Raw genomic sequence first — 24,110 nt, 5'->3', positions numbered from 1 at the left:
TTGATCTAAGATGGGGTTTGTTTATGTATATTAGATACTTTATCAATCGCTCTTAAATTAGTTATAGGTTATTGGGACCCTGTTTTGGTCATTGTGAAACACTTATATAAGTAAAATATTTAAACAGCTATTCTGTTTCTTTAAGAAATCCCTTTTTCTTGCCAAGGATAATTTTTGCCTCATTATAAGATAACCCTGATTGTTTATTCAGCCGTTTAACTTCATCTATATCAGTCCCAGCAATGGTTAATTTTCTTTTATCCATGATGTTCACTCCTTTTAAAGTAGTTTTGTTTTGCTTTTTTAAAATATACTATATGTTTAACAGTAGTTTTTGTGTAGGTCTGCAAATGGCTAAAGAGATAGGAGTAACACTTGAAGAAAATATGAATGCCGTACCTGTATCTCATTATAATTTTGATCGAACAAGCTTCATCGATAAAGTATATAAAAACTTATAGTTGAAGATTTAAAAATAATTTGATAATATTAAATAAACTAAAAGGCTATGTGTAACTGGCGAAAACGGATAACCGTAAGGGAGCACATAGTATCGAACAGCCGTTCGCCTGGGCAGAGGTAAGGGAATTATTCCCTTACCTCTTTATGCATATAGGAGGAGATAGATAAACAACCAGAGAATAATTCAACATTAATTGTATGTAAAAAAATCAATATCATGTTACTATAACTTGTGCTTTAACTTAATATGTATTTTCAAATGGTTTATTAAAATGTTATTGGGCATGATATAATTGGAAATATTACGTTTTTTATTGTTGAAAAATGTTAAAAAATTTGTAGATTTTTCAAAAATTTTTAAAAAATACTATTATTTTAATAGTATCTGCTTTATGATAAAATAATAATTTAGAAAATTTTAAACTATCAAAAAGAAAGAGGCGTTAAACGGAATGAGCACAATTACTGTAGACAAAGTAAACACAATTAAAACATTAAATAATATTGCTGAAAGTGGACTTAGAATATTTAACAAGGAACAATATACTATTGATAACGATAGTCAAAATCCTGATGCTATAGTTGTTCGTAGTGCAAATATGCACTCAATTGAATTCAATAATGAATTAAAAGCAATTGCACGTGCAGGTGCAGGTGTTAACAATATACCAGTTGATCAATGTACAGAAACTGGAATTGTTGTTTTTAACACTCCAGGAGCAAATGCAAATGCTGTAAAAGAGCTTGTACTTACTTCTTTGATCGCTGCATCTCGTAACCTTTTTGATGGTGTTGCTTGGGCAAAAACATTAGGAGCTGAAGGGGAAAAAATCCCAAAGCTTGTTGAAGAGGGGAAAAAGAATTTCGTTGGAAAAGAAATTCGAGGGAAAACTTTAGGGGTTATTGGTTTAGGCGCGATCGGTGCGCTTGTAGCCAATGATGCACTTGATTTAGATATGGATGTAATTGGTTTTGACCCGTTCATCTCTGTTGATACAGCATGGAATTTATCGCGTAATGTACACCGTGCTATGTCAATTGAAGAGTTATTTGCAAAGTCTGATTATATCACTGTACACGTTCCATTAACTGCAGATACAAAAGGTATGTTTAATGAAGAAACATTTAAAATTATGAAAGAAGATGTTTATATTTTAAACTTCTCACGCGGTGGACTAGTAAATGAAAAAGATATTGCTGTTGCACTTGAAAGTGGAAAAGTTGGTAAATACATTTCAGACTTCCCTAACGAAGATGTATTAAAAATGAAAAATGCTGTGCCAATTCCTCACCTTGGTGCATCTACTGAAGAATCTGAAGAAAATTGTGCAGTTATGGCAGCTCGTCAAGTGAAGGAATTCCTTGAAACAGGAAACATTAAAAATTCAGTTAACTTCCCAAATGTTTCTCTACCATATACAGGTAAACGTCGTGTGGCTGCATTCCACAAAAACGTTCCGAACATGGTTGGTCAAATTACTTCTGCTATTTCAAACTATAATTTAAATATCGCAGACATGATTAACAGCAGCCGTGGGGATTATGCATACACAATGATTGACATTGATAACAAGGTAGACAATGACGTTATTCCTAGCCTAGAAGAGAAAATCAAACAGATCGAAGGAATTATTGGAGTTCGACTTATTTAACTCTTATAATTACAATTTTAAGAAAGACGCTCTCCCATTTTAAATGGATAGCGTCTTTCTTGTATTTAATCATCGTATATTTTTGACGTTTAGAAATTTCTGAAGAAATAATACAGGTATATCGCGACTTAGATATCTAAAACTGGATTTTTCATCTCATTTCCAACTAGTTATACATATCAGCGCTAGATTATTGAATTTATGAATTCGCTTTATTAATTTTAAAAATAAAGGTGAAAAAGAAGTAAAGCAATATCAAATTTAGGGACTGTTAAGTATAATTGGAATTATTAACAATTTATCTTAAATAGTAAAGGCGGCAGGACGGACGATAATGAATTAACAAAATAAAATTAGTTTTATTTAAAGTTTCTATAATAGAAATTACTTGAAAGAATGCACTTTTAGCAACGAAGGATACGTCCATTATAATATAAATAAGATTACATATTAATTCAAACAAGATTAGGTCACTATAAAAAAGAAAATATTAAACGTTCGACTAAAAAGAGGAGCAATCATAATGTTTACTGAACTTTTAATTATCATCATCATTATTCTTATTGGAAGCTTTATTCAAGGTGTTAGTGGGTTTGGCTTTGGATTATTTGCCATGGGCTTTATACCACTTTTTTTCTCAGTAAAAGAGAGTGCGTTGTTTGTTATGTCCTTATCATTAGTTGTTTCGGCTAGTATTATCTTTAGAAACTATAAACATATTTTCGTAAAAGCACTTCTAATTATTTTAAGTGCATCACTTACTGGACGAATAATTGCCTTTTTTATTTTAAATGCTTATGGGGAAATGGATTTTATGAAAAAGGTATTAGGATTATTCTTAATATCTATAGTTTTTTATCTGTTACTGAGTAATAAGGAACCCTCTGCAGCTATGTTAAAAACACCTATTATTCCAATAATATTTGGATTTTTCGGTGGCTTTATTGGTGGAATATTTGCTGTTGGTGGACCTTTTTTTGTTTTTTACTTTTTATTGATTTTTAAAAATAAATATCGATATAGTGCAAATTTACAAGTAGTATTTTTTGTTAATAATACCTTTTCATTAATTCTACATGGAGTAAATGGTGATTTTAATTCATCGTTTCTTTTATATTTTATAGTCGGAGTTGTCACAGTTATTATTGGAACAACACTTGGCTTGAAGATGTTCGATAGATTACCACGTGGAACGATCAAAAAGGTTGCGATGATTATTGTTTCATTAGCAGGGTTAAATTTAATTATTTTTTCATAAGGAAGTAAACAAAGTACCGTTAACATTCTCATCTATTAGTTCAAATGTTATCATAGTATGATGAAAATAGAAGCCAAGGGGATCATAAAGAATGAATGAGGCCTTTTTTTTAGAACTGTAGCATGATGGATTAAGTATTTTTAGTATCATAGCAGCTCATTGAAAAATAGATATTAGAGTGGAGACTGACTAAACCAAAATGTTTGTAAGGTAATTGAAACAAAATTAAAATAATTGGTTAAAATCTAATTTCACCAAAACGAAACAGTTACGATTTAAGGTGACGAAAATGAATAGTTATAAGTAACGGAATGTTTATTGGAAATATTAAGGCGTAATCATTTTGGTTAATAAATTTTAAAACCTAAATAATCAACAACACTTTTATAAATTTAGAATTTTATTTTAAATGAGCGAACTTTATAATTACAAAACCGAACCACTAAGATAATGATGGATTATGAAATTCGTTAGCATACAAAGTTCTTAAATTTTTTTCTGTCTCAAAATTAGAAGTTTACTTCTTATTTGAGACTTTTTTTACTTCTGTTCTTTTGGTCATCATAATATATATTATGTAAACTAGAATAAAACTTTAAGTACATCGCTTCATGTACAAAAAAATCTAAACTCCTTCTTTTATCATTGTTTTTATATAAAAATCTAAGTTATATTAAATTCTACTCAATCTGGTGCAAGGTTTAATGAATAATGAGCACTATCCTTATTACAAGAAAGCCCCCTATTGCCGAATATGTAGAACACAAATTTTTTGTCTCCTTGTTTCCTAATATAGTAACGAAAAAAAAGAGACTAAAATAAGTCTCTAAACTATTAACACTATGATCTTTTATATCTTCCAGGTGTATACTTTTCACTTGCTTTGAAGTTATAAACTGGTTTAATAAAGCATGCAATCTCAGATGTTTCTTCGATTTTTTCTAAAATTTCATTCATTGGCTTGTATGCCATTGGCGCTTCATCAAGTGTTTGTTCAGAAACTGATGTTGTCCAAACACCTTCCATCGTTTTATGAAAGTCGTTCATGTTTAAGGTTTTTATTGCTTTTGTTCGACTCAAGACGCGGCCTGCCCCATGTGGTGCTGAAAAATTCCAATCCTCATTGCCTTTACCCACCGCTAAAATTGAACCATCTCTCATGTTGATTGGAATAATAAGTCGTTCTCCTTTTTGCGCGGAAACGGCTCCTTTCCGTAAAATCAGGTTCTCGGTATCAATATAATTGTGCACCGTATCAAAACGGTCCAACTCCTCTAAGCTCGTATTTTCAATAATCGCTCTTGCAATTTCTTCACGATTTGCTTTTGCGAACGCCTGGGCTAATTTCATGTCATGCATATAATGATCAAAATCCTCACCTTCCAAATAAGCTAAATCATTCGGAATGACAGGCTTCTTTTCTTTATAGCTTTCAATGACAGTTTGAATTTCTTTTTGACGCCCTTCAGCTTTTAATTTCTCAATGATCTCTGTTAAATCTTGGCTCCGAAGATTAGAGATGGCCACTTTTGTATAATAGGTGGCAATCTTAGCTCCTACATAACGGCTGCCTGTATGAATGGTTAAAAAATGATGCCCATCAGAATCAACAGAAACTTCTATAAAATGATTACCTCCCCCAAGCGTTCCTAAGCTATAAAGGCTTTTTTTCTGGCTCAAAATGTGTTTAGCTTTAAACTCTTTAATGTTTGGAAAACTCGTGTTAATAAACCCCACAGTCTCATCAGTATGAATCTCAATTCCACTAGGTACATAGGTTCGAATGACCTGATCCAGTTTATTAAAATCAACCTTTTTATCTTGTAGCTTGATAGTTAATACTCCGCAACCAACGTCTACTCCAACCAAGTTCGGGACAACGTTATCCTTCAACTGAATGGTTGTTCCAATCACACAACCTTTACCTGCATGATAGTCTGGCATAATACTAATCTTCGTATTCTTTAAAAAAGCTTGATTACACAACTCTTGGATTTGCTCAAGCGCCGTTTCCTGAGGATAATTAGAGAATACCTTTGCTTCTGTTTGTGACCCGGTTATTTTTATCACGAGTCCTTCCTCCTTTTATAAAAATAGCTTAATATTAAGCTAGCATGGGAAATCCATTTAAGCAATGGATAATCGAACGACAATAAATTACCGTTAAATATCCTTAAGTGAATAATTAAGACCTACTCCATTTTTGTTACCTTCTATTAAAATGGTTTTATCAAAGAATTACTTTCTATTTTCTAAGTAACCTATACATTCTTTTTCGCTATGATTGGTTTTCTCTATTGTCATATCACCGTAAGTATTTTTTGCAATCAAAGTTTCTTTTTCACAAAATTGCACTACATTTTTCCCTCTTTTTGTCACACCATATAAATATTCCAACTGAGGTTCATCTTTAAAAATCACCATATAATGACCATGATAGACGGTGTTATTGATTCCGTGTTTAGGCTGTATATATGATTGTTTAATTATTTCGTCATCGGTGTACCCCATTGTTTCCAAATGAGTAGGGATATACTTATTGACAATATATTTTTCATAAGGGTTTCCATAGTTAAGAATATAAATGGTAGCAAAAGGAACCAACAAAATTATCATAAGAATAATACTTAATGTTATTTTTAAAAACTTCTTATTAGTAATAAAACTCATAATATCACTTCTTTCTTCTGAACGATTTAAAATTTTTCTTAAAATAAACTGTCCTATTGCTTAATACCAATTATTTCAAATTCAAGTGGATAACTCAATACTCTATTACATTAAAAATTGGTGTCTTTTTATCATAAAGGTCCTTCAAATGCTCCTCCTATACTAGAAGTTCTTTTCTTAAATAAGGAAGCTTACTATATATACGAGTCTTTAACAATTATTTCAAATGTCTCAACATTAAGTTCTAATTCTCTTCAAGAAAATCAGTAATTCTCTCTTCTGAAACTACTTGAATTCCATTTCTTTCAAGTAGGGCAGTTGTCACTCCATTTCCAACAATTTTCTTACCTTTAAATTCACCGTTGTAAATCATTGAACTTCCGCAGGAGGGGCTAAATTCCTTAAGAATAACTATTGTGGCACCGACCTCTTGAGCTTTTATTAGCGTTGAGTAGGCTCCTTTTATATACATTATTGTAACGTCTTTACCCGATTTTCCGATCACTTTAGCTTTACCATCAAGGACATCTTCCCCATTACCACCAACAATCTCAGCTGGTTCTCTTGGTGTTGAAAAACCACCAAGTAATTCTGGACACACAGTAATTGCTTGTTTTTTTTCAATCATTTGGCGTATCTTTTTATCTAAACAATGCGTACCATTATATCTTACCTCTAACCCTGCTAAACAAGAGCTAACTAATATCATTGTTATCACCTCAATCTAATACTATCGTATTTCCTTCTTTAACTAAATTGCATCCGTCAAATAATAATGTTTTTTACATATACAAAAGAATTCCCAGAAACCCCTGATTTAAATGTAGACCTGGGTAATGAGGTATCGAAGCCTAATATAAAAAGTAAGCCACCAAATAAAGCTGAAATTGAGGCTATAACCCAAATTATCACCCAAAAATCGAAAGCGAATTTTCTAGTTGATTAATCCATCGTATTCCGCTCCTATATTTGAATAAAATTTATGGGTTATTCAATAACTATTTAATTTGACCAGTGCTTCACTTACTTCTTTTCTTAATTGTTGTTCGGATATTTCAAAGGCAGTTTCTTGTCCAGGAAGACATTCGTGCCAATAACAATCAACTGCTTCAAAAACTCTGTTTAAGATTTCGAATAACAGGTTATCCATACTTTCTATCTCATTTTTAAATGTATTTAGATAGTCCCGTTCAAAATCCTCAACAGTAATTACTTCATTTATAAAATCCTGCATTAACCTCTTATACTTATAAACAAACATTTCTTTGCCTCCTGTTTAGTTTTCTTCAATCCGTTCTATTGATATTCCTTCATCAAGTAAAATGCTTCTTCAATAAAAAGGAGCGTATATCCTGCTGGATTATCGCTCCACATACATTTCTTCACAAGTTAAGGATAATGAATCCTTCTTAATTAATACCCCTGTTACATTTCACAATATATATATAAGCTAATATCCAAACTAAAAAAAATCAGTCCTTGTGTTAGGACTGGCTTCTCTTCTCTAAGCTATTAATTTTTGTATCGTATTTACCTGTTTTCTCACTTAAATAATCAACGTCATACATAATACCGTCAACCTTCTTAGAAATTAAATGAAGAGCACCTTTAACATCTTCCTGTTGACTTCTCTCTATTCGATCAAAACTATTTAACACTTCTTTAAACTGAAGGTCTACTTGATCAAATCGTTCTAAGAGAATCTTGAGCAACTGTTCATTCTCCATTTTATCACCACTTATATTAATCTACTGAGTTTGATTATATCATAGATGCTAGTGCTTTTCATTTATAATTCTCTAACTGGATTAACCCCTTAATTTATCCCACGCTTAAGGGGCAGTAAGACCCCCACCTCAAAACTTAAGAAAATCTAAAAGTTAAGGTGGGGGATAAACTGCCCCTAAAGGTCCGATATAGAATAACTTTCATCAGTGATAGCTGATGATTAGTTATTCTTATGCCCGTGATATAAGTTAAACTAACAATCAGTGGGGGTGAAGGAAAACCCCCACTGATTGAAGTTCAGCTTTATATGCGTAGTTTGAATGGGGATTACTTTTCGTCCTGAAAATGTCCCTTTAATTTCTGAATAATTTCATCATTGTCCGCCTCGACCACTTCTAAATATTGTGGTTGATCAAACAACTGCCTAATTTCTCCAGGGAAGGTTTGTTCAATATCACAAAGCTCGATCGATTCATTGAATTTTGCCGGATGTGCTGTTGCAAGTGTAACACATACTTCGCTAGCTTCATTACATGCTTCATATGCAGCAACTCCACAAGAAGTATGCGGATCAAGTAAATAATTAGTTTCAGTATAATATTTGCTGATGGTCTGTAGGCATTCTTTTCCTTCTACTCCATATGCAGCAAAATCGGCTTGTACTTGACGAAGCTGCTCCTCATCTACCACAATTTTTCCTTTTGCCTTGAAGTTCTCCATGACAGCAGTGACTGCATTTGGATTTTCAGCAAGCAAGTAGTAAAGATATCGCTCGAAGTTGCTGGCTACTTGAATATCCATAGATGGGCTATATGTACTGCGGAACTCGCCAGGCTCGTACACTCCATCCTTAATAAAACGTTCTAAAATATTGTTCTCGTTCGTTGCAACAATAAGTTTACCAACCGGAAGACCCATTTTCTTCGCCAGAAAACCTGCAAAAATATCCCCGAAATTTCCAGTCGGTACACTGAAGTTAAGGCTCTCTATGTCTCTTTCTTTTGCCACTTGGAAATACGCATAAAAATAATAAACAGTTTGCGCTAAAATACGAGCGAAGTTAATGGAATTAATCGCACGCAGATGATAGTTGTTTTTGAATTCCAAATCTGCGAAGATTTCTTTGATAATTTTTTGACCATCATCAAATGTTCCCTTTATCGCTAAATTCAAAACACTTTCATCATGAACAGTTGTCATTTGTAGTTCTTGGACCTTACTTACTTTTCCATGAGGATGCAAAATACAAATACGAATTCCTTCTTTTCCTCTTACACCCTCAATAGCTGACGCGCCTGTATCCCCTGAAGTTGCTCCAAGGATATTGATCGATACTTCCCTCTTCTTTGCTATATAGGAATACAAATTCCCTAGAAATTGCAGAGCAACGTCTTTAAAAGCAAAAGTTGGACCATGGAACAGTTCAAGTACATACATATCATCCTTTATTTTTTGTAAAGGTGTTACCTCAGGATCACGGAAGGTTCCATAACTTTTCTCGATTAATTCCTTGAGGTCCTTTTCTGGTATTTCACCATCAACATAATGGGAAATAATTTCGTATGCCAATTCTTGATAAGACAACTTTGAGATTGTCTTCATCTTTTCATTCGGAATTTGTGGAATTTTTTCAGGAACTAAAAGTCCTCCATCTGTAGCTAGTCCCATTAAGACTGCATCAATAAAACCAATTTCATTTACATTACCGCGTGTACTAATATATTTCATAACATCCTCCAAGAAAAAAATTATATATTCATATCCTTACCTAGATTGAGCTATCAGTCAATGTTTAATTTAAGAATAATCTAAAAAAAAGCTTTTTTTTTTAGTTTTTCCAGAAAATCATTAATTTCGTATCTAAAAAGAAAGATTAATCCAACTCCATAAATGATAAATTCTGTTTTGGACGCTTGAACTTAGGAACAATTCAAGAAATTTAAAGGAACGTCGTTTTTGTCATATATTATGAATGCCGGTGCTGATGTAAAATCACTAATAACAGCTTGTGATAGAAAGTTGACTAAAAATACTAACCGCAATACACCAATAAACGTTGTTGTCTCAATTGATTTTCAATTAAAGAAAGCTAATACTTTAGAGTATTTCCGAAGATAAATCCATTAAAACGTTTTGATCTTTTTGGGTAATAACTGGATCAGTCCAAGCGATATTTTACGTCTTCCTTCTCTTCCTATATCGCACTTAAAAACGGCTTATACCTGTCCCTCTATAATTCACTCTATTTTTTCATTTACAAATATAATTTCAATATATTTTGTCCAATTCTATGAATTATTCAATTTTATAGAGAATATATTTCTTCTATAGCAACTTTTCTAGTAAAAATTTGAATAAAAAGGAGAAATCAAACAATGACAGTTGTTCATTTTTATGAAAAGAATTCAATCGTTTTAAGTCAATTACGCCAACTTATTCCTTCAGTAGGCGAAAATATCAAGGTTAAGGGGCGTAAAGCAAAAGTTTTAAGTGTTAATAAGATTGATGATTATCTTGTTCGTATACAACTAGAAATTGAACAAGTGGCCAAAAAAGAGCCAACTAAGGAAGAGACTAAAAAGAAGAAAAAATAATTAGCAATACTAACAAGACCCACGGCTTACGGCCGTGGAGTTTGTTATCTGTGAATTCTTTTCTCCTGTGTTAAGCATCCGTATTTTCATTTCATATGATAAATATCATCCCCTTATTACGAAGAAACGTATCCAATTAGGTTTTTACAACAAAACAAGGTAATCTAGCAGAGGTGAATTTGCTATGGCTTTATCCTTTTTAGAATATAAAAATACATTACTAAAGGAATATGATTGGTTGAAAACTACTTTTCCGATAAATGGTTTTGTATTAAGAAAATTAAACATCTACAATTGCAAAGATTATAATAAAAAGTATGCAAATGACCATCAAGAAAAATATAAAGAAAAAGATATCGATGCTTTTGTAATGGAAAAGATCTCGTTTGATAAAATCGAAATGTCTATTTTTATGATACTCGATGAAGAACATGAATTAGATACCATTGATTTAATGGTTCTAGAAAAAGGCAAAATCAATCCAGACCATTTGTTTTTTTGGATGTTATATCATGAATACGGTCATATTTATCAACTTCAAAGAACGTTTCGATTAAAAGGTTATGATGGATTTTTAGACGAAAGAGATGAAAGCGAGGAATTAATTAACCAATTATATGACCAGTACTGTCGGGGTGAAATCCTAAAAAAAGACCTAGATAAAGCCTACAGAAATTTATGGTTTGAAAAAGAAGCAGATGATTTTGCTAACCATGTTTATCAACAAAGAAAGCACACACTACCAAAATAATTGTGATAGTGGTTCTTTATAAGCTTTGAGGCAGCCTATAATATTCAAGGTCAACCAAATTCTTCACGTTTGTTTGTTTTGCTTTTACTTCGGTGCAACCATTATCATAAGTACCTGTTGGTTGGAGTACGCTCCATGCCCCCTCGAAGAACAAGAATGCGTTGTTATCAGAGGCTGCACCTATTTTGATAAAACGTATCGAGAACATTTTTATGTAAATTTAGTAAGTTTTGTAAACTTGTTAACTTATTTTATCGTTAACTTATTTCTAATAAAATTAGGCTAATATATCTTTTTTGATAAAATAGCCTATTGAGAACGTGGGGGCTCTCTAATTGGTAAACTCTCTTCTGGATCAACAAATATTTTTATGTCGTCAACTCCCAAATTTTTTTGCATATATTGTTTCCATAATGTATGCAAAGATCCCCTTCCCAACATCCATTGCTTTGAATGTTGTTGTTTCCACAGTAGGTTAAATCCACAATACAATTTGTTGAGCGAATATCCCAACAAACCACATGAAATTTTACATTTCTTAAAGCCTTTATTTGTACGAATGTTCATTCTACTTTATTAAAATCCAAAAAGCACCATCCTGTTTAGGAAGTGCTTTTCAAGAGTTTTTGATGTTTTTTCTATAAAAATTTGCTTTATTTTTTGCTGATTTTTGATTTTTTTCTGATCGTTTCTTGAATTTTTTTGCATCTAATCCAGATAACTTTGGTTTCTCTCTTTTATTTATCATAAAAACACCACCTCAATAAATGTTATGTAAGGTGGTTAAATCTTAGACTATCCTGTTAATTCATCATAAAACGTTTCAACTAATTCAACATCGTACAAGTCCCTATACATGTATACCAAGCCATGTTCGTTACTAACAATATGTTCACTTTCAACCAAGGGAATAAAATTTCTATTAATATACCAATCTGCTTTTTCAATTAAGGCATCAAGAACGATATACCGATAATTAACACTTCTAGCTAAATTAACAATGTGTAAAAGCATAAAGGTACCTATACCACGCCCTTGATAACTTGAAGAAGTAGCAATTCTAGAAATTTCTAAACATATCACATGTTTAATGCCCTCTTCCTCATCTTCTACCTCTATTTTATCCGGCTTCAATGTAAAAAAACCAACTAATTCATTTTCATAAAAAACAAGACTAGTACTAGCATCCATTTCTATAGTCGATGGATAAGCCTCATTTTTAAGAAAGGCCTCGATTGAACGATTATTACATGTAAAAGATTTTAAATGGAAACAATCATTTAGACGAATTTGTCGAACAGATATTTTCTTGTGATCTATAGTCATTTCTAACACTTTTTAAATAACTCTCTTTTCTTTTTTTTATAAGTTCGTCATTTCTCTTTGACCTATTGATAAATTTACTTGCATCTTTCCCTCTAACTACAGGTATTTTCCTCATACTAACTGCCATATTTACCAACTCCTTATCAATACAGGCCCCAACATTAGTAATCTATCTAGGTTAATTATACCAATATCGCGTTAAACTTGTCCATGGTTAGCAAGTGTTAGTCAATTAACAATTATATATTTGTTTCTTTCAGTTACTGGGTGAACTACTCACCACTTATCCGACCTTACTGTCTGATTGAAGTGGGAGCTTCTTGGGAACTAGATACTTTTACTAGCTATCTATATTTACCAAGCTTTAAGGGTAGTCCCTACCCCTTTAGAAAATACCAAATTACATGGCTAGTTTTAGCAAGTTGATACTTGCGTTTATATCTCTGTCATGATGGGTTTTACATTCTGGACAAGTCCATTCACGAAGATTCAGGCTTTTTACATCTTTGTTTTTGTAGCCACAGCAAGAACATAATTGACTACTTGCATAATTCTTAGGTGCGATGATCAAGTCACGGCCTTTCCACGTTGCTTTATAGTCTAGATATTCTCTGAATTTAGACCAAGACACTTCGCTGATGGCTTTCGCTAACTTATGATTCTTTTGCATATTCTTCACTTTCAAGTTCTCAATCACAATAACTTGGTTTTCGTTTGTGATTTCGTTACTTATCTTGTGAAGAAAATCGTTACGTTGATTAGCAATCTTTTCGTGAAGTTTTGCTACTTGTAGTCGAATCTTGTTTCGATTCTTAGAACCTTTCTTTTTCCGTGACAAAGAGCGTTGCAAAAAAGCTAATCTTTTTTCAGCTTTTCGCAACCATTTTGGGTTTTCATATTTTGTGCCATTAGACAATATGGCGAAGTCTTTCAAGCCAACATCAATACCCACTCTTGTGTCGATTTTAGGAAATAGTTGTTCATTTTCCTTAACAAGAACGGAAGCAAAATATTTGTTAGTTGGTGTTTGGGATATGGTTACAGACTTAATCAAACCTTGGAATAATCGATGTTGCTTGATTCGTACCAGTGTTTTTAGTTTTGGTAGCTTGATATAGCCATTCTCAATGTAGACTGTTCCTTTTTGGTTGTTCGTTGTGTAACTACGATAATTGTCTTTTTTACTTTTGAATTTTGGAAATCCAACAGATTTGTCACGAAAGAAATTAGTGTATGCTTTGTTTAGATTCATTTGGGCATTGGCTAAAGCAAGGCTATCTACTTCTTTTAGAAACGAAAATTCAGCTTTATATTTTGCAGGTGTAGGATATTTGATAGATTTATCAATTTTTTCTTGAGATTCCTTATAAGAATCAATTCTATCAGAAAGCATTTTGTTATACACAAAACGTACACATCCAAAAGTTTTTGCGAAAAATAGTTTCTGTTCCTCATTTGGATAAATACGATATTTATATGCTTTCACCATTCTCTACACCTACTTTTTGCCTTGTTTTTCAATATATTGCTTGATTGTTTCTATGGAAGCACTGCCTGTTGTAATCAAGCAGAAACTTCTTGTCCAAAACATTTCTTTCCAAAGTTTATTGCGGATAATAGGGAAGTCACGTTTTATCCCACACTTAAGGGGCAAGTAAGACCCCCACCTCAAAACTTAAGAAAATCGAGAAGTTTAGGTGGGGGATAAACTGCCCCTAAAGGTCCGATATAGAATAACTTTCATCAGTGATAGCTGATGATTAGTTATTCTTATGCCTGTGGTATAAGTTGAACTAACAATCAGTGGGGGATGAAGGAAAACCCCCACTGATTGAAGTTCAGCTTTATCAAGCGAGAACTTGCACTTTTGTACGCATTTAGAAACTTTGACAATTCACTATTAGGATGTGCCTTGAACATTACATGAACATGGTCTTTGTCGTGCTTCCAGTCTTCAATCGTAATGTTATATGACTGTCCTTACAATATCACTCATCCGTACACTTAATGCTTTTTCTTTTTTTCTATCGTCCCAATTGATTCTCCATTTACTGTATTGTAAAGTCGGCTTTTCGGTGCAAAGACTGTTTGAGATGGCCAAAGTCCGTGGTGACCAGAGAATATATAACTAACTATACACGCGACAAAAAAATATTCTACCCCTTTTCCATTAAACATCTCAACGCTTAAAAGAAAAACTGCTAAGGGTGTGTTAGCACCGCCACAAAATACCGCTATCATACCTAATGCGGCAAGAAAGGACATTGGCATATCAAAATATGGCGATAAAGCATTCCCTAATGTTGCTCCAATAAAAAACAGTGGGATTGCTTCTCCTCCTACAAAACCACTTCCCATTGTAACCGCTGTAAAAATTAGTTTTGCAAAAAACGCAAAAGGAGGAATGGCTTCTTTAAACGATTCTTCAAGCATGTCTAAACCTCGCCCATTATAGTCTGTAGAACCTACAATAAGCGTTAAAATGACTATTACACATCCTCCGAAAAAAGCTCTTTTTATATGGTTTTTCTTAAAGTATTTTTCTGAAACAGTTTGTATACCATGCCTTAATTGGCAATAAGTAACGCTGACAAGACTAAATATAATGGCCAAAATAATAACTTTAGAAAACGACAAAATCGATAGTTCAGGGACAGATTGTATAATAAAGTTTTCGTGCCCTACTCCCCATACTTTTTCTGTTACGTAGTGTCCAACAAAACTTGCTACAAGACAAGATAGTAGTGCTTCGTACTTTAGTTTACCAATAGCAACCATTTCCATTCCAAATATAGCTCCTGTAATAGGAGTACCAAAGGCAGATCCGAACCCAGCACTTATTCCACTCATTAATAAAATCTTTGTATCGAGTATATTTACTTTGAAATATTGATTTACTGTTTCTGCAACACTTCCACCCATTTGAATTGCTGCACCTTCACGTCCTGTTGATCCCCCAAATAAGACAGTAATAAATGTTCCTAAATAGACAAATGGTCCCATTCTTCGTAACACTTTTGAAATTCCATGCACACCCTCTATTACAAGGTTATTTCCTTTTGCTATGTCATTTCCATTACTTTTTCCAAAATTCATATATATGTAACCTAAAACAATCCCACCTAAAGGAAGAAAAAAGATTAACCATGAATTTTTCTCACGTATTTCATTGCCAAGAAAGTCGTTAGTAGTTAATAAAAAAGCGGTTGTTGAACCGATAATAGCTCCAATGATTGCAGCCCAAAATCCCCATTTAAACAAAGTTGATATAAAGATTTTATATTTTAGTTTTGTATTCATAATATATTACTCCCAATTCGTAATAGACTGAAGTTGATTAAAGTATTAAAAATCTTGTTTTTTCGTATTATGCATTATAAGGGTTGGACCTATTACGTTTAAAAGTTTTCCTTAAAGCATAAGTAATTTTCCTCTTTTACTCATATCATTTTTATAATTAATTAAAATAGGAAAATTATTCAAATTCAACCAAAGTTATTACAATTTTCATACCACCATCTTATACTTTATCTTCATTATTCTTTACAAGACTAAAAGAGGACTGCATGACAGCCCTCTTTTAAGATTTAACATTTTATTTTACATAATAAAAGGATTACACTTGCATAAAAAGCTTCACCTTTTAACAAATTAAACTCAATATATAAAGAATGGGGTGATTCATTTGACAAGCGAAAACAAAGATGTACCAAATAATACAATGAAATATAGCATATGGGAAACCCAAACGGATAAAAAGCAACTTAAATCTATTGAAAAATCTCCAATAATAAAAAAAGAAGTAATACTTCTTTCAAATAAAAAAACCATTTAATAATATCTCAACCCTTTTTTCCATTTTCTCATACAAAGTAACTACAGAACATACTAACTAATACTAAAATAAGGAGATTAACTTATGGATGACCAAATATTTAAAGCAATCAATGGCTTAGCAGGACGATACCCATTAGTAGATAAGTTTATGATAGAAGTTTCCAAAAAATCTAATTTTTTATTTATATTCATTTTAATTCTTATATCTTTGCGAAGTTTACACATTAAAAAATTAACACGACAAACAATACTATCCATTGTATTTTCTTTTTCTATTTGTTCTTTCATAAACTTATTTTATTATAAACCACGTCCATTTGTTAAACGACGTATTGGGATTCTTATTCCCTCTAAGCTGACGTCATCATTCCCAAGTAGACATACTTTGTTGGCATTTGCAGTATCTACTTCAATATTCCTTCATAAACGAATAGTAGGCTCAATTCTTATGGGATTTTCAGCGCTATCGGGTATATCACGTATTTGGGTAGGACACCATTATCCTACTGATATTATTGGTAGTGCTATTACTAGCAGCTTAACTAGCTTTATTATTAATAAACGTTTATGAAAGACGTCCTATAATATAGAAACGAATAGAGTGTAAACAACAACATGATCCTTTAGATAATGTTCATTAAATTATCTGTAAGGTACACCATTTCTGTAACTAGTAGCAATTGTTTCGCGTATTTAAGGATGTTATTCCGCTAGTGAACCGAAATTTATGAATAAATATGTAATATTCATTGTAAGGCTTAATACGTAGGATTTCATGTTAAAAACCGCTTTTTCAACTCGGGCGACGGTAGTAAACAACTATCTGTTTGCCCGAACCATTTGTATCTATTTTTTGCTACTATGTGATAAAGATAATTTCGGATTGGCCTTGGAACTACTAACAAACAATATAGTAACTTCCATGCACCTTTTAAATGCTTACATATCTTTAATGCTGCTGTTGATTGATAGTAGCATTGATTATTTTCAATAAGGATTAAACTATCTATATTTGTAGGAATATTATGTTTACTTACTAATTCCCGCCCAATATTACTCTGAAGAGAAGCAAACTTATAAACGGCATTCTTGTCTCTTTTAATAATAAATCGAACACTGTGATTACAAAAGTTACATATACCATCAAATAATATGATGTTATCCATATTTATCCCTCTTTTAGGTTTTATCAAATCCATAAGAAACTAAGTCATTTAAGCTTAACAAACTTTTTAAAACCCTTTATTTGTATCAACTTTGTTCAAAAGCGGCTTATTTGCTTCGATATTTCCAAGTGTCTTAATAAAACAATCTACCCCCTCATCTGGAGTTGTTACAGCTGAGATGTGCGGTGTTATCCATACATTTGGATGACTCCATAACGGGTGCTCGTCAGGCAGTGGTTCTGTAGTAAAAACATCAAGAACAGCAAATCGAACATTTTTATGATTTAATGCGTCGAGTAATGCATGTTCATCTAGTGATAATCCTCTACCAACATTTAAAAACCCGATGTTTGATACACAAGAAAACAAAGAATTGTTAAATAGGAGTGCCGTTTTTTCTGTTAACGGTAACGTATTAATCATATAGTGTACCTCATTTAATATAGAGTAATGATCATCTATACGAAACACTTCATTAAACGGATGCTTTTGTTTTCCACTCAAGGATACTCCGTATACGGTTACCCCAAATGAAGCGAGAATCTGTGCTGTTTTCAAACCGATTTCTCCAGTTCCATAAATTAATACTTTTTGTTCACTTAATAATTTAGGAGTTTTTTGCTGCCAGTTTCTTTGTTTCTTAAAATCACGAAATAGATCATGGAATTGAACATCTTTTAGAATATAACTTAAGCAATATTCTCCTATTCGTTGCCCAAAAGAACAAATGGTTCTCGTTAATAAGACATTGCCAGGCCACTGTTTGTTAAATAAAAAGCTATCGACACCTGCCCCAAAAGAATGAACCCATTTAACTTTGCTATAATCATAAGTAGATTTTAGATTAAAAGCTACAAATGCATCGGCCCAATCTAAGTGGTCGTCATTCATTTCCTCTTCTGATAAAAATTTAACATTTTTTTGTATTTCTTTTTTGTTCATAATGTCTTCGATTTCTTGAAACTTTGGACTAACTACTAATATGTTTTCGATCTTCATCTTTTACTCCTCTTACACGTTATGATTTTCATTACTTTAAACTATGGTATAAAGTAAACACTGTATGAAAAAGGTTAAATATATCACCAGATCATATGATCTATCTATATTTAAACACCTTATGACTACTAAACTATATCATAAATATTGTAAACTAAAAAAATAAACCAACCAATTCATTCCAGAAATGGCTAGTTTAATCTAGATAATATTGAATATTGTTTTTGTGTATTCACAGATTTTTTCTATGTTAAAACTTTCATAATAAATGGAGGACTTCCTGTTATTTCTCCTATATCCATTAATAACCTTTTCAGCTTGCCATTTTGTTTGTTTGGATCCATTAAAATTCCAATAACCGTACCACTATGCGCAACTACAAGACCACCCCGATAGACTTTAGATAGACGTTCCATTTCCTCAAAATGTTTCTTTGGAAGTACTTTTTGATTAATTTTTGCACTTATCATTGAGGCCTTAAAAATACTTGAAATATGACCTTCAGTTAAACCTTTCTTAGCTAAATCATAAGCCTTTTTTAATCGTAATTTATCATCAATCGAATAATTTTTTTCTTTTAGATTAAACTGCTGTGTATCAATGAAACCACCTATATCTACTCCAAATAGTAATAGTTCTGGAAACTTACCAAATGTTTCTATTACGGTTCCGTTGAGATAATTATAGGCTACAATTTCATCATACATAATTCCATCTGTTGGTTCGATTTTTGTTGCGATTTCTGAAATAAGTTTTTCTGTTAAGGGTAAAGATAAGCAGTCGGCTACTGCACGTAAGGAAGCAACTATATCAGCGCTACTACTTGCCATTCCTTTACCGGTAGGTAGTTGAGATTGAACCACTAAATGACCACCGTGATTCAGTTGATAATAATCAAGAAGAAGTTGGCAAGCAAAGCTTGCCTTACATTTATTTTTATTTGCTTCAATTTCTTTTACGTTGTATCTTGGCAAGAAAACAGCTTTGCTATAAAGTTGTATTGGTAATGGTATTAAAAACGGATCCTTTTCATTAATGATACCCTGAACAAGCTCTCCAAATGTACCATGACAGTAGCCTATGCCTATTTTCATTTTTAATGACACCTTCTTCTCAAAGCAGTTTAACGTTAAAATTCAATTCCCTTAACAGCAGGAATGCCTTTATCATAATAATGTTTGATCGGTTTCATTTCGGTTACTAAATCAGCGATTGCTACTATTTCCTCTTTAGCGGAGCGACCCGTTATAATGAGATGTATTTTTTCATGACGATTTTGGATGATATCAACCACTTCATTTAACGATAGGACGTCATCTACTGGAAAACTATTAATAGCAAGAGCATTGTTTAATTCGTCTAAAATAATCACATCATATTGTTCTGATAAGATCTTCTCTTTTGCAAACGCCCATGCTTCTTTTAATGCGACGCGATGCTCTTCAGGCGTTTTCGTCCACGTAAAACCTATACCTAGCTGATGCATCTCGATCCCAATTTCTTCGAACATGATCTTCTCCCCGTATGTACGGTCTTTCGATTTAATAAATTGAAGCATCAACACTTTTTTTCCTTGGCCTTTTGCTCGAATGGCTAGCCCCATAGCTGCAGTTGTTTTACCTTTTCCATCACCTGTATAGACTAACGTCAATCCTTTATCACAATTTTCCATTTCCTTCTTTCCCTCCACGTTGTTTAAATTTATGCTTTATCACTAACGCCTGCTGACGTAAATGTGGCCATTTCTTTTAACATTAAGGTAGCAGATTGTAAGATCGGAAAGGCAATCGCAGCACCACTTCCTTCACCAAGACGTAAACCTAAATCAATTAATGGCTCTTTTTCTAAAAGCTTAATTGCTGTTTGATGACCTGGTTCAACGGAGCGATGACTAACGATCATATAATTTGCCACGTCAGCATTAATCAATTTCGCAACTAGTGCAGCTACGGTACAAATAAATCCATCAACTAGAATTGGGATTCGATTACTCGCTGCAGCAAGCATTGCGCCTGCCATTCCGGCAATTTCTAAACCACCAACTTTAGACAGGATATCAATGGCATCAGTAGGATTAGGCTTTCTTATTTTTAGTGCTTCTTCAATGACTTGTTGCTTATGAATGATTTTATCCTTTGGAATGCCCGTTCCAAAGCCAACGAGCGCGTGTACTTCTTTCCCACTAATAGCAGCCAAAATCGCACTGCTTGTTGTCGTGTTGCCAATCCCCATTTCACCTAAAATAAGGCATTTTATCCCTTTTTGAATAAGTTTTTCTGCCTCAACAAAACCAACTTCAATCGCTTTTTCTGCTTCCTCTCTAGTCATTGCATTTTCTTTAGAAAAATTGCCAGTTCCGTAACGAACCTTTTTTGATATTAATGCTTCGCCTTCAATATCAGCTGCAACACCAATATCGACAATTTCAAATTGAGCAGAAATTTGCTTGCTAAATACATTAATTGCCGCACCGCCAGCTAAAAAGTTTTTCACCATTTGACCTGTTACTTCCTTTGGAAATGCTGAAACGCCTTCATCAGTGATACCATGATCCGCTGCAAATACAATAACCCCAGGTGGTGTAACAATCGGAAATGGGTTTGAAGTCATTTCGGCTAAATTTCTTGCTAACTCTTCTAATCTCCCTAAGCTCCCTGGCGGCTTGGTTAGTGTATTCATATATTCGTTGACCTGATGACCAGTATCTTTATCAAGTGCGGGCATAGTATAGTTGCTATCGTTAGTCATTTGTTTTCCTCCTCAAATGAAACTCCTTCATTTTCTCATTTATTTTGTCTAATTGCACATGCTTGCGTACATGATCAGCTAGTCGATCAAAGGCTTGTTCGCGGATTTGTTGGTACGACACTCGATCATTCATTTCATGCAATCCTTTATCTGCACGTATTTGATTTAAAAGATTTTTTCTAAACTCATCATTGTGAAAAATGCCGTGAAAATACGTACCAAGAACACGTTCATCTGCATTTTTACAACCTTCTTCTCTATCTTCCATCTGAATGAACGGTTCATAATCTCCTACAAATGATGTCTTTCCCATATGAATTTCATAGCCTGATACTTTTGTAAAATACTTTCCAAATGAAAGGGTTCCTTCTGATAAAATCGTTGTTTTTTCCTTTGTTATTGTCGTTTTTAATGGCAATAAACCTAAACCAGTTTCTATTTGAAAATTTGATTCTATTTCATAAGGGTCTTCAATCGATAAGCCAAGCATTTGATAACCACCGCATACCCCAAAGATGAAAGGCTTTTGATCGTTATGTAAAGCTAAAATTTTATCCATCAATCCGGTCTTTTTCAAAAACAGTAAATCTTCAATTGTATTTTTACTTCCTGGTAAAATAATGAGATCAGGCTGCTTTAATTGATCTGCTTTTGTAATAAAACGAACATGGCAGTCTGACTCAACAAAAAAAGGATCGACATCTGTAAAGTTTGAAATTTTCGGGTATTGAATAACCGCTATATCAATGTCCTTAGATTGATCTACACCAGGTTTATATCGATCCAGAATAACAGAATCCTCGGCTTCAATATTCAAGTTTGGTAAAAAAGGAATCACTCCTAGAACGGGTTTGCCTGTATATTGTTCAAACCAAGTTAAACCAGGCTCTAAAAGCTTAATGTCTCCATGGAATTTATTGATGATCACCCCAATGACTCGATCACGATCACTAGCAGACAAAAGTTGCAGAGTTCCTACTAAACTAGCAAAAACGCCTCCTTTATCAATATCACCAACAAGAATAACCGGGGCATCTGCCATATTTGCCACACGCATATTGACAAGCTCTCGATCATTTAAGTTAATTTCAGCGGGACTACCAGCCCCTTCTATGACAATTCTTTCATATTTTTCAGATAAAGATGTAAGAGCTTCTTCGATCAGCTGTAACCCTTGATAAAAAAATTCACTACGATACTGACCTGCTTGCATATTTTTATACGGCTTTCCATGGACGACAATTTGCGACTCATTTGCTCGATTTGGCTTAATTAAAATCGGGTTCATATCGGTTGTAGCAATCACACCACTAGCTTCAGCCTGAACACCTTGAGCTCTTCCAATTTCTTTTCCATCTATAGTGATATATGAATTTAGAGCCATATTTTGTGATTTAAAGGGGGCAGTAAGATAACCATCCTGCTTAAATATCCTACAAAAAGCCGTCACAATGACACTTTTCCCCGCATCTGAATGAGTACCTTGAATCATGAGTGGTAGAGCTTTACTCATATCGTTTTGTCTCCTTACATTTTAGTATCCAATTTTCTACCATTTCAGGACAAGAAGCAAAATGAAAATGAGTGTAACCAGCAACCAAATTTTTCATCATATAACCTTCAAGTGAGACACCACGCATTCCTTTTGTTTCATATGCATAAGGGATTTCGTTTTTTGAATGAAAGGTTGAATAATGAAATTCATGTCCTTTTGCCTGTAAATCATTTGGTAAAAAGAAATTGCCACTTTTTCCAGTTATCTCACGGTATCCAAGAGCAGCTAGTCTTATTTGCATCGTTACTTTACCTGGAATGATCCCTACCATTTCATATTCTTCATTACTTGTTGTCTCAATTGCTTCTGTTAAGTACATAAATCCACCGCATTCAGCAAGAGTTGGCATGCCAGATTGGATTGCCGTTTTTATTGATTGTTTTACGTTATCATGGCTAGAAAGTTCATCAACAAATTCCTCTGGAAACCCGCCACCAAGATATAAACCGTCAATATTTTCTGGTAAAACTTCACCTGCCAAAGGTGAAAAATAAACGATTTCTGCTCCGAATGCTTCAAGAAGTTCAATATTTTCCTGATAATAAAAATTAAAAGCAGCATCTTTCGCGACAGCTATCCGACAAGCCTTCTCCTCTTTTTTATCTAAAAGTGTAAATGTCTCCTCAATTTCTAAAGGTTCCGTTTTTGAAATTTCTAGTAATTTGTCAATATCGATGTTTTCTAAAATTAAATCACCAAGTTGATTAAAAAAGTCATCAAGCTCACCGCGTTCAATGGAAGGGACTAACCCTAAATGTCTTTCAGGCATCTCAATATCTGACTCTCGCTGTAAATAACCAATGACAGGAACTTGACATTCTTGTTCAATCGCTGTTTTTACAAGACTAAAATGTCCAATACTTCCGACACGATTAGCTATCACACCGACAACGTTTACCTCTTCAGATAAACACTGAAATCCCTTTACAATTGCTGCAGCACTACGAGCCATACTAGAACAATTAACGACAAGGATAACTGGACTGTTTGTTAAGATACTAATGTCTGCTGTACTTCCTTTATCGCTCCTTGGATCTTTTCCGTCATAAAAGCCCATAACCCCTTCAATGATTGAAATGTCGGCTCCTTTACTTCCATTTACTAATATACCTTTTACGGTTTCTTCATTTAACATCCAACTATCAAGATTTCGAGAGTTTCTTCCTGTTACAGCCGTATGGTAAGTAGGGTCGATATAATCTGGTCCACATTTAAAGCCTTGAACCACATAACCCTTTTTCTGTAATGCGGCCATTAATCCAATTGTGATCGTCGTTTTTCCTACCCCACTACCCGTACCTGCAATAACTATTCGTCTTTCTGTCAATTTCTTTCCTACCTTTCTAAAAAGGGATAACGGCAAC

Annotated in this window: 26 protein-coding genes, 1 pseudogene and 1 riboswitch; of the genes and pseudogenes, 6 read left to right on the top strand and 21 right to left on the bottom strand. The window is 33.3% G+C overall.

Features of this window, described 5'->3' with window-relative positions; all coding sequences use genetic code 11:
- Positions 1-127: 127 nt before the first annotated feature.
- The gene (locus BKP45_RS22630) at positions 128-265 is read right to left on the bottom strand and encodes a hypothetical protein (RefSeq protein ID WP_169824119.1); all 138 of its coding nucleotides are present in this window, start codon (positions 263-265) and stop codon (positions 128-130) included.
- A 237-nt stretch (positions 266-502) separates the two neighbouring features.
- Positions 503-582, top strand: a riboswitch (ZMP/ZTP riboswitch).
- A gap of 332 nt (positions 583-914) precedes the next feature.
- Between BKP45_RS22630 and BKP45_RS14195 the strand changes: the two genes are divergently transcribed.
- Positions 915-2,114: a phosphoglycerate dehydrogenase gene (locus BKP45_RS14195; RefSeq protein ID WP_071390350.1), complete on the top strand. Its 1,200-nt coding sequence runs from the start codon at positions 915-917 to the stop codon at positions 2,112-2,114.
- 523 nt (positions 2,115-2,637) lie between these two features.
- Positions 2,638-3,372: a sulfite exporter TauE/SafE family protein gene (locus tag BKP45_RS14190; protein ID WP_071390349.1), complete on the top strand. Its 735-nt coding sequence runs from the start codon at positions 2,638-2,640 to the stop codon at positions 3,370-3,372.
- An 840-nt stretch (positions 3,373-4,212) separates the two neighbouring features.
- On the opposite strand, the gene BKP45_RS14185 is transcribed toward BKP45_RS14190, so the two are convergent.
- The 7 genes from BKP45_RS14185 to BKP45_RS23580 form a co-directional block, all read right to left on the bottom strand.
- Positions 4,213-5,442, bottom strand: a complete 1,230-nt coding sequence (locus BKP45_RS14185; RefSeq protein WP_071390348.1) for an RtcB family protein — start codon at positions 5,440-5,442, stop codon at positions 4,213-4,215.
- Between the two features lie 168 nt (positions 5,443-5,610).
- Positions 5,611-6,042 (bottom strand): DUF3139 domain-containing protein, encoded by a 432-nt coding sequence (locus BKP45_RS14180; RefSeq protein ID WP_071390347.1) that lies wholly within the window; start codon positions 6,040-6,042, stop codon positions 5,611-5,613.
- A gap of 244 nt (positions 6,043-6,286) precedes the next feature.
- Complete coding sequence (locus tag BKP45_RS14175; RefSeq protein ID WP_071390346.1) at positions 6,287-6,751, bottom strand: DUF523 domain-containing protein; 465 nt, start codon at positions 6,749-6,751, stop codon at positions 6,287-6,289.
- 282 nt (positions 6,752-7,033) lie between these two features.
- Positions 7,034-7,303, bottom strand: a complete 270-nt coding sequence (locus BKP45_RS14170; RefSeq protein ID WP_071390345.1) for a colicin immunity domain-containing protein — start codon at positions 7,301-7,303, stop codon at positions 7,034-7,036.
- 223 nt (positions 7,304-7,526) lie between these two features.
- Positions 7,527-7,769 carry a hypothetical protein gene (locus BKP45_RS14165; RefSeq protein ID WP_071390344.1) on the bottom strand — a complete coding sequence of 81 codons (243 nt, stop codon included), beginning with the start codon at positions 7,767-7,769 and terminating at the stop codon, positions 7,527-7,529.
- 328 nt (positions 7,770-8,097) lie between these two features.
- Complete coding sequence (gene thrC / locus BKP45_RS14160) at positions 8,098-9,498, bottom strand: threonine synthase (RefSeq protein ID WP_071390343.1); 1,401 nt, start codon at positions 9,496-9,498, stop codon at positions 8,098-8,100.
- A 191-nt stretch (positions 9,499-9,689) separates the two neighbouring features.
- The gene (locus BKP45_RS23580) at positions 9,690-9,821 is read right to left on the bottom strand and encodes a hypothetical protein (RefSeq protein WP_407639606.1); all 132 of its coding nucleotides are present in this window, start codon (positions 9,819-9,821) and stop codon (positions 9,690-9,692) included.
- 324 nt (positions 9,822-10,145) lie between these two features.
- Between BKP45_RS23580 and BKP45_RS14155 the strand changes: the two genes are divergently transcribed.
- Both BKP45_RS14155 and BKP45_RS14150 read left to right on the top strand, forming a co-directional pair.
- A complete protein-coding gene (locus BKP45_RS14155; RefSeq protein ID WP_071390342.1) occupies positions 10,146-10,364 on the top strand; it encodes a hypothetical protein in 219 nt (72 codons plus the stop codon).
- A 184-nt stretch (positions 10,365-10,548) separates the two neighbouring features.
- Positions 10,549-11,115, top strand: coding sequence for a hypothetical protein (locus BKP45_RS14150; RefSeq protein ID WP_071390341.1), 567 nt, complete (start codon positions 10,549-10,551; stop codon positions 11,113-11,115).
- 616 nt (positions 11,116-11,731) lie between these two features.
- Here the strand turns inward: BKP45_RS14150 and BKP45_RS23345 are convergent.
- The 6 genes and pseudogenes from BKP45_RS23345 to BKP45_RS14130 all read right to left on the bottom strand — a co-directional run bounded on the left by BKP45_RS23345 (position 11,732) and on the right by BKP45_RS14130 (position 15,741).
- The gene (locus BKP45_RS23345) at positions 11,732-11,863 is read right to left on the bottom strand and encodes a hypothetical protein (RefSeq protein ID WP_281243174.1); all 132 of its coding nucleotides are present in this window, start codon (positions 11,861-11,863) and stop codon (positions 11,732-11,734) included.
- Between the two features lie 47 nt (positions 11,864-11,910).
- Positions 11,911-12,441 carry a GNAT family N-acetyltransferase gene (locus tag BKP45_RS14140; protein WP_139193838.1) on the bottom strand — a complete coding sequence of 177 codons (531 nt, stop codon included), beginning with the start codon at positions 12,439-12,441 and terminating at the stop codon, positions 11,911-11,913.
- Positions 12,442-12,841: 400 nt separating this feature from the next.
- Entirely contained in the window at positions 12,842-13,930 is a 1,089-nt protein-coding gene (tnpB, locus tag BKP45_RS14135) for an IS200/IS605 family element RNA-guided endonuclease TnpB (protein WP_071390338.1), read from the bottom strand.
- A 9-nt stretch (positions 13,931-13,939) separates the two neighbouring features.
- Complete coding sequence (locus tag BKP45_RS21685; protein ID WP_407639604.1) at positions 13,940-14,095, bottom strand: transposase; 156 nt, start codon at positions 14,093-14,095, stop codon at positions 13,940-13,942.
- 173 nt (positions 14,096-14,268) lie between these two features.
- A pseudogene (locus BKP45_RS21680) lies at positions 14,269-14,418 on the bottom strand (transposase); the annotation flags it as partial.
- Between the two features lie 27 nt (positions 14,419-14,445).
- Positions 14,446-15,741, bottom strand: a complete 1,296-nt coding sequence (locus tag BKP45_RS14130; protein WP_071390337.1) for a voltage-gated chloride channel family protein — start codon at positions 15,739-15,741, stop codon at positions 14,446-14,448.
- Between the two features lie 385 nt (positions 15,742-16,126).
- Between BKP45_RS14130 and BKP45_RS22625 the strand changes: the two genes are divergently transcribed.
- On the top strand, positions 16,127-16,276 hold the full coding sequence (locus BKP45_RS22625; protein ID WP_169824129.1) for a hypothetical protein: 150 nt from the start codon (positions 16,127-16,129) through the stop codon (positions 16,274-16,276).
- Between the two features lie 84 nt (positions 16,277-16,360).
- The gene (locus BKP45_RS14125) at positions 16,361-16,849 is read left to right on the top strand and encodes a phosphatase PAP2 family protein (protein WP_071390336.1); all 489 of its coding nucleotides are present in this window, start codon (positions 16,361-16,363) and stop codon (positions 16,847-16,849) included.
- Between the two features lie 202 nt (positions 16,850-17,051).
- Here the strand turns inward: BKP45_RS14125 and BKP45_RS14120 are convergent, their stop codons facing one another.
- From BKP45_RS14120 to BKP45_RS14090, 7 genes are all read right to left on the bottom strand, one after another.
- Positions 17,052-17,444: a thiol-disulfide oxidoreductase DCC family protein gene (locus BKP45_RS14120; RefSeq protein ID WP_071390335.1), complete on the bottom strand. Its 393-nt coding sequence runs from the start codon at positions 17,442-17,444 to the stop codon at positions 17,052-17,054.
- Between the two features lie 66 nt (positions 17,445-17,510).
- On the bottom strand, positions 17,511-18,443 hold the full coding sequence (locus BKP45_RS14115) for a D-2-hydroxyacid dehydrogenase (protein ID WP_071390334.1): 933 nt from the start codon (positions 18,441-18,443) through the stop codon (positions 17,511-17,513).
- A 245-nt stretch (positions 18,444-18,688) separates the two neighbouring features.
- Complete coding sequence (locus BKP45_RS14110; RefSeq protein ID WP_071390333.1) at positions 18,689-19,537, bottom strand: GHMP family kinase ATP-binding protein; 849 nt, start codon at positions 19,535-19,537, stop codon at positions 18,689-18,691.
- Positions 19,538-19,572: 35 nt separating this feature from the next.
- The gene (gene cobO / locus BKP45_RS14105) at positions 19,573-20,133 is read right to left on the bottom strand and encodes a cob(I)yrinic acid a,c-diamide adenosyltransferase (RefSeq protein WP_281243172.1); all 561 of its coding nucleotides are present in this window, start codon (positions 20,131-20,133) and stop codon (positions 19,573-19,575) included.
- 11 nt (positions 20,134-20,144) lie between these two features.
- A complete protein-coding gene (gene cobT / locus BKP45_RS14100) occupies positions 20,145-21,191 on the bottom strand; it encodes a nicotinate-nucleotide--dimethylbenzimidazole phosphoribosyltransferase (protein ID WP_071390331.1) in 1,047 nt (348 codons plus the stop codon).
- Positions 21,184-22,704, bottom strand: a complete 1,521-nt coding sequence (locus tag BKP45_RS14095; protein ID WP_071390330.1) for a cobyric acid synthase — start codon at positions 22,702-22,704, stop codon at positions 21,184-21,186. Before BKP45_RS14095 ends, cobT begins: the two co-directional genes overlap by 8 nt.
- A complete protein-coding gene (locus BKP45_RS14090; RefSeq protein WP_071390329.1) occupies positions 22,697-24,073 on the bottom strand; it encodes a cobyrinate a,c-diamide synthase in 1,377 nt (458 codons plus the stop codon). Before BKP45_RS14090 ends, BKP45_RS14095 begins: the two co-directional genes overlap by 8 nt.
- Positions 24,074-24,110: the final 37 nt, after the last annotated feature.

It is taken from the genome of Anaerobacillus alkalidiazotrophicus, from assembly GCF_001866055.1.
Note: the sequence above shows the minus strand (reverse complement) of the source record. Positions and strands in the feature narration are given on the sequence as shown.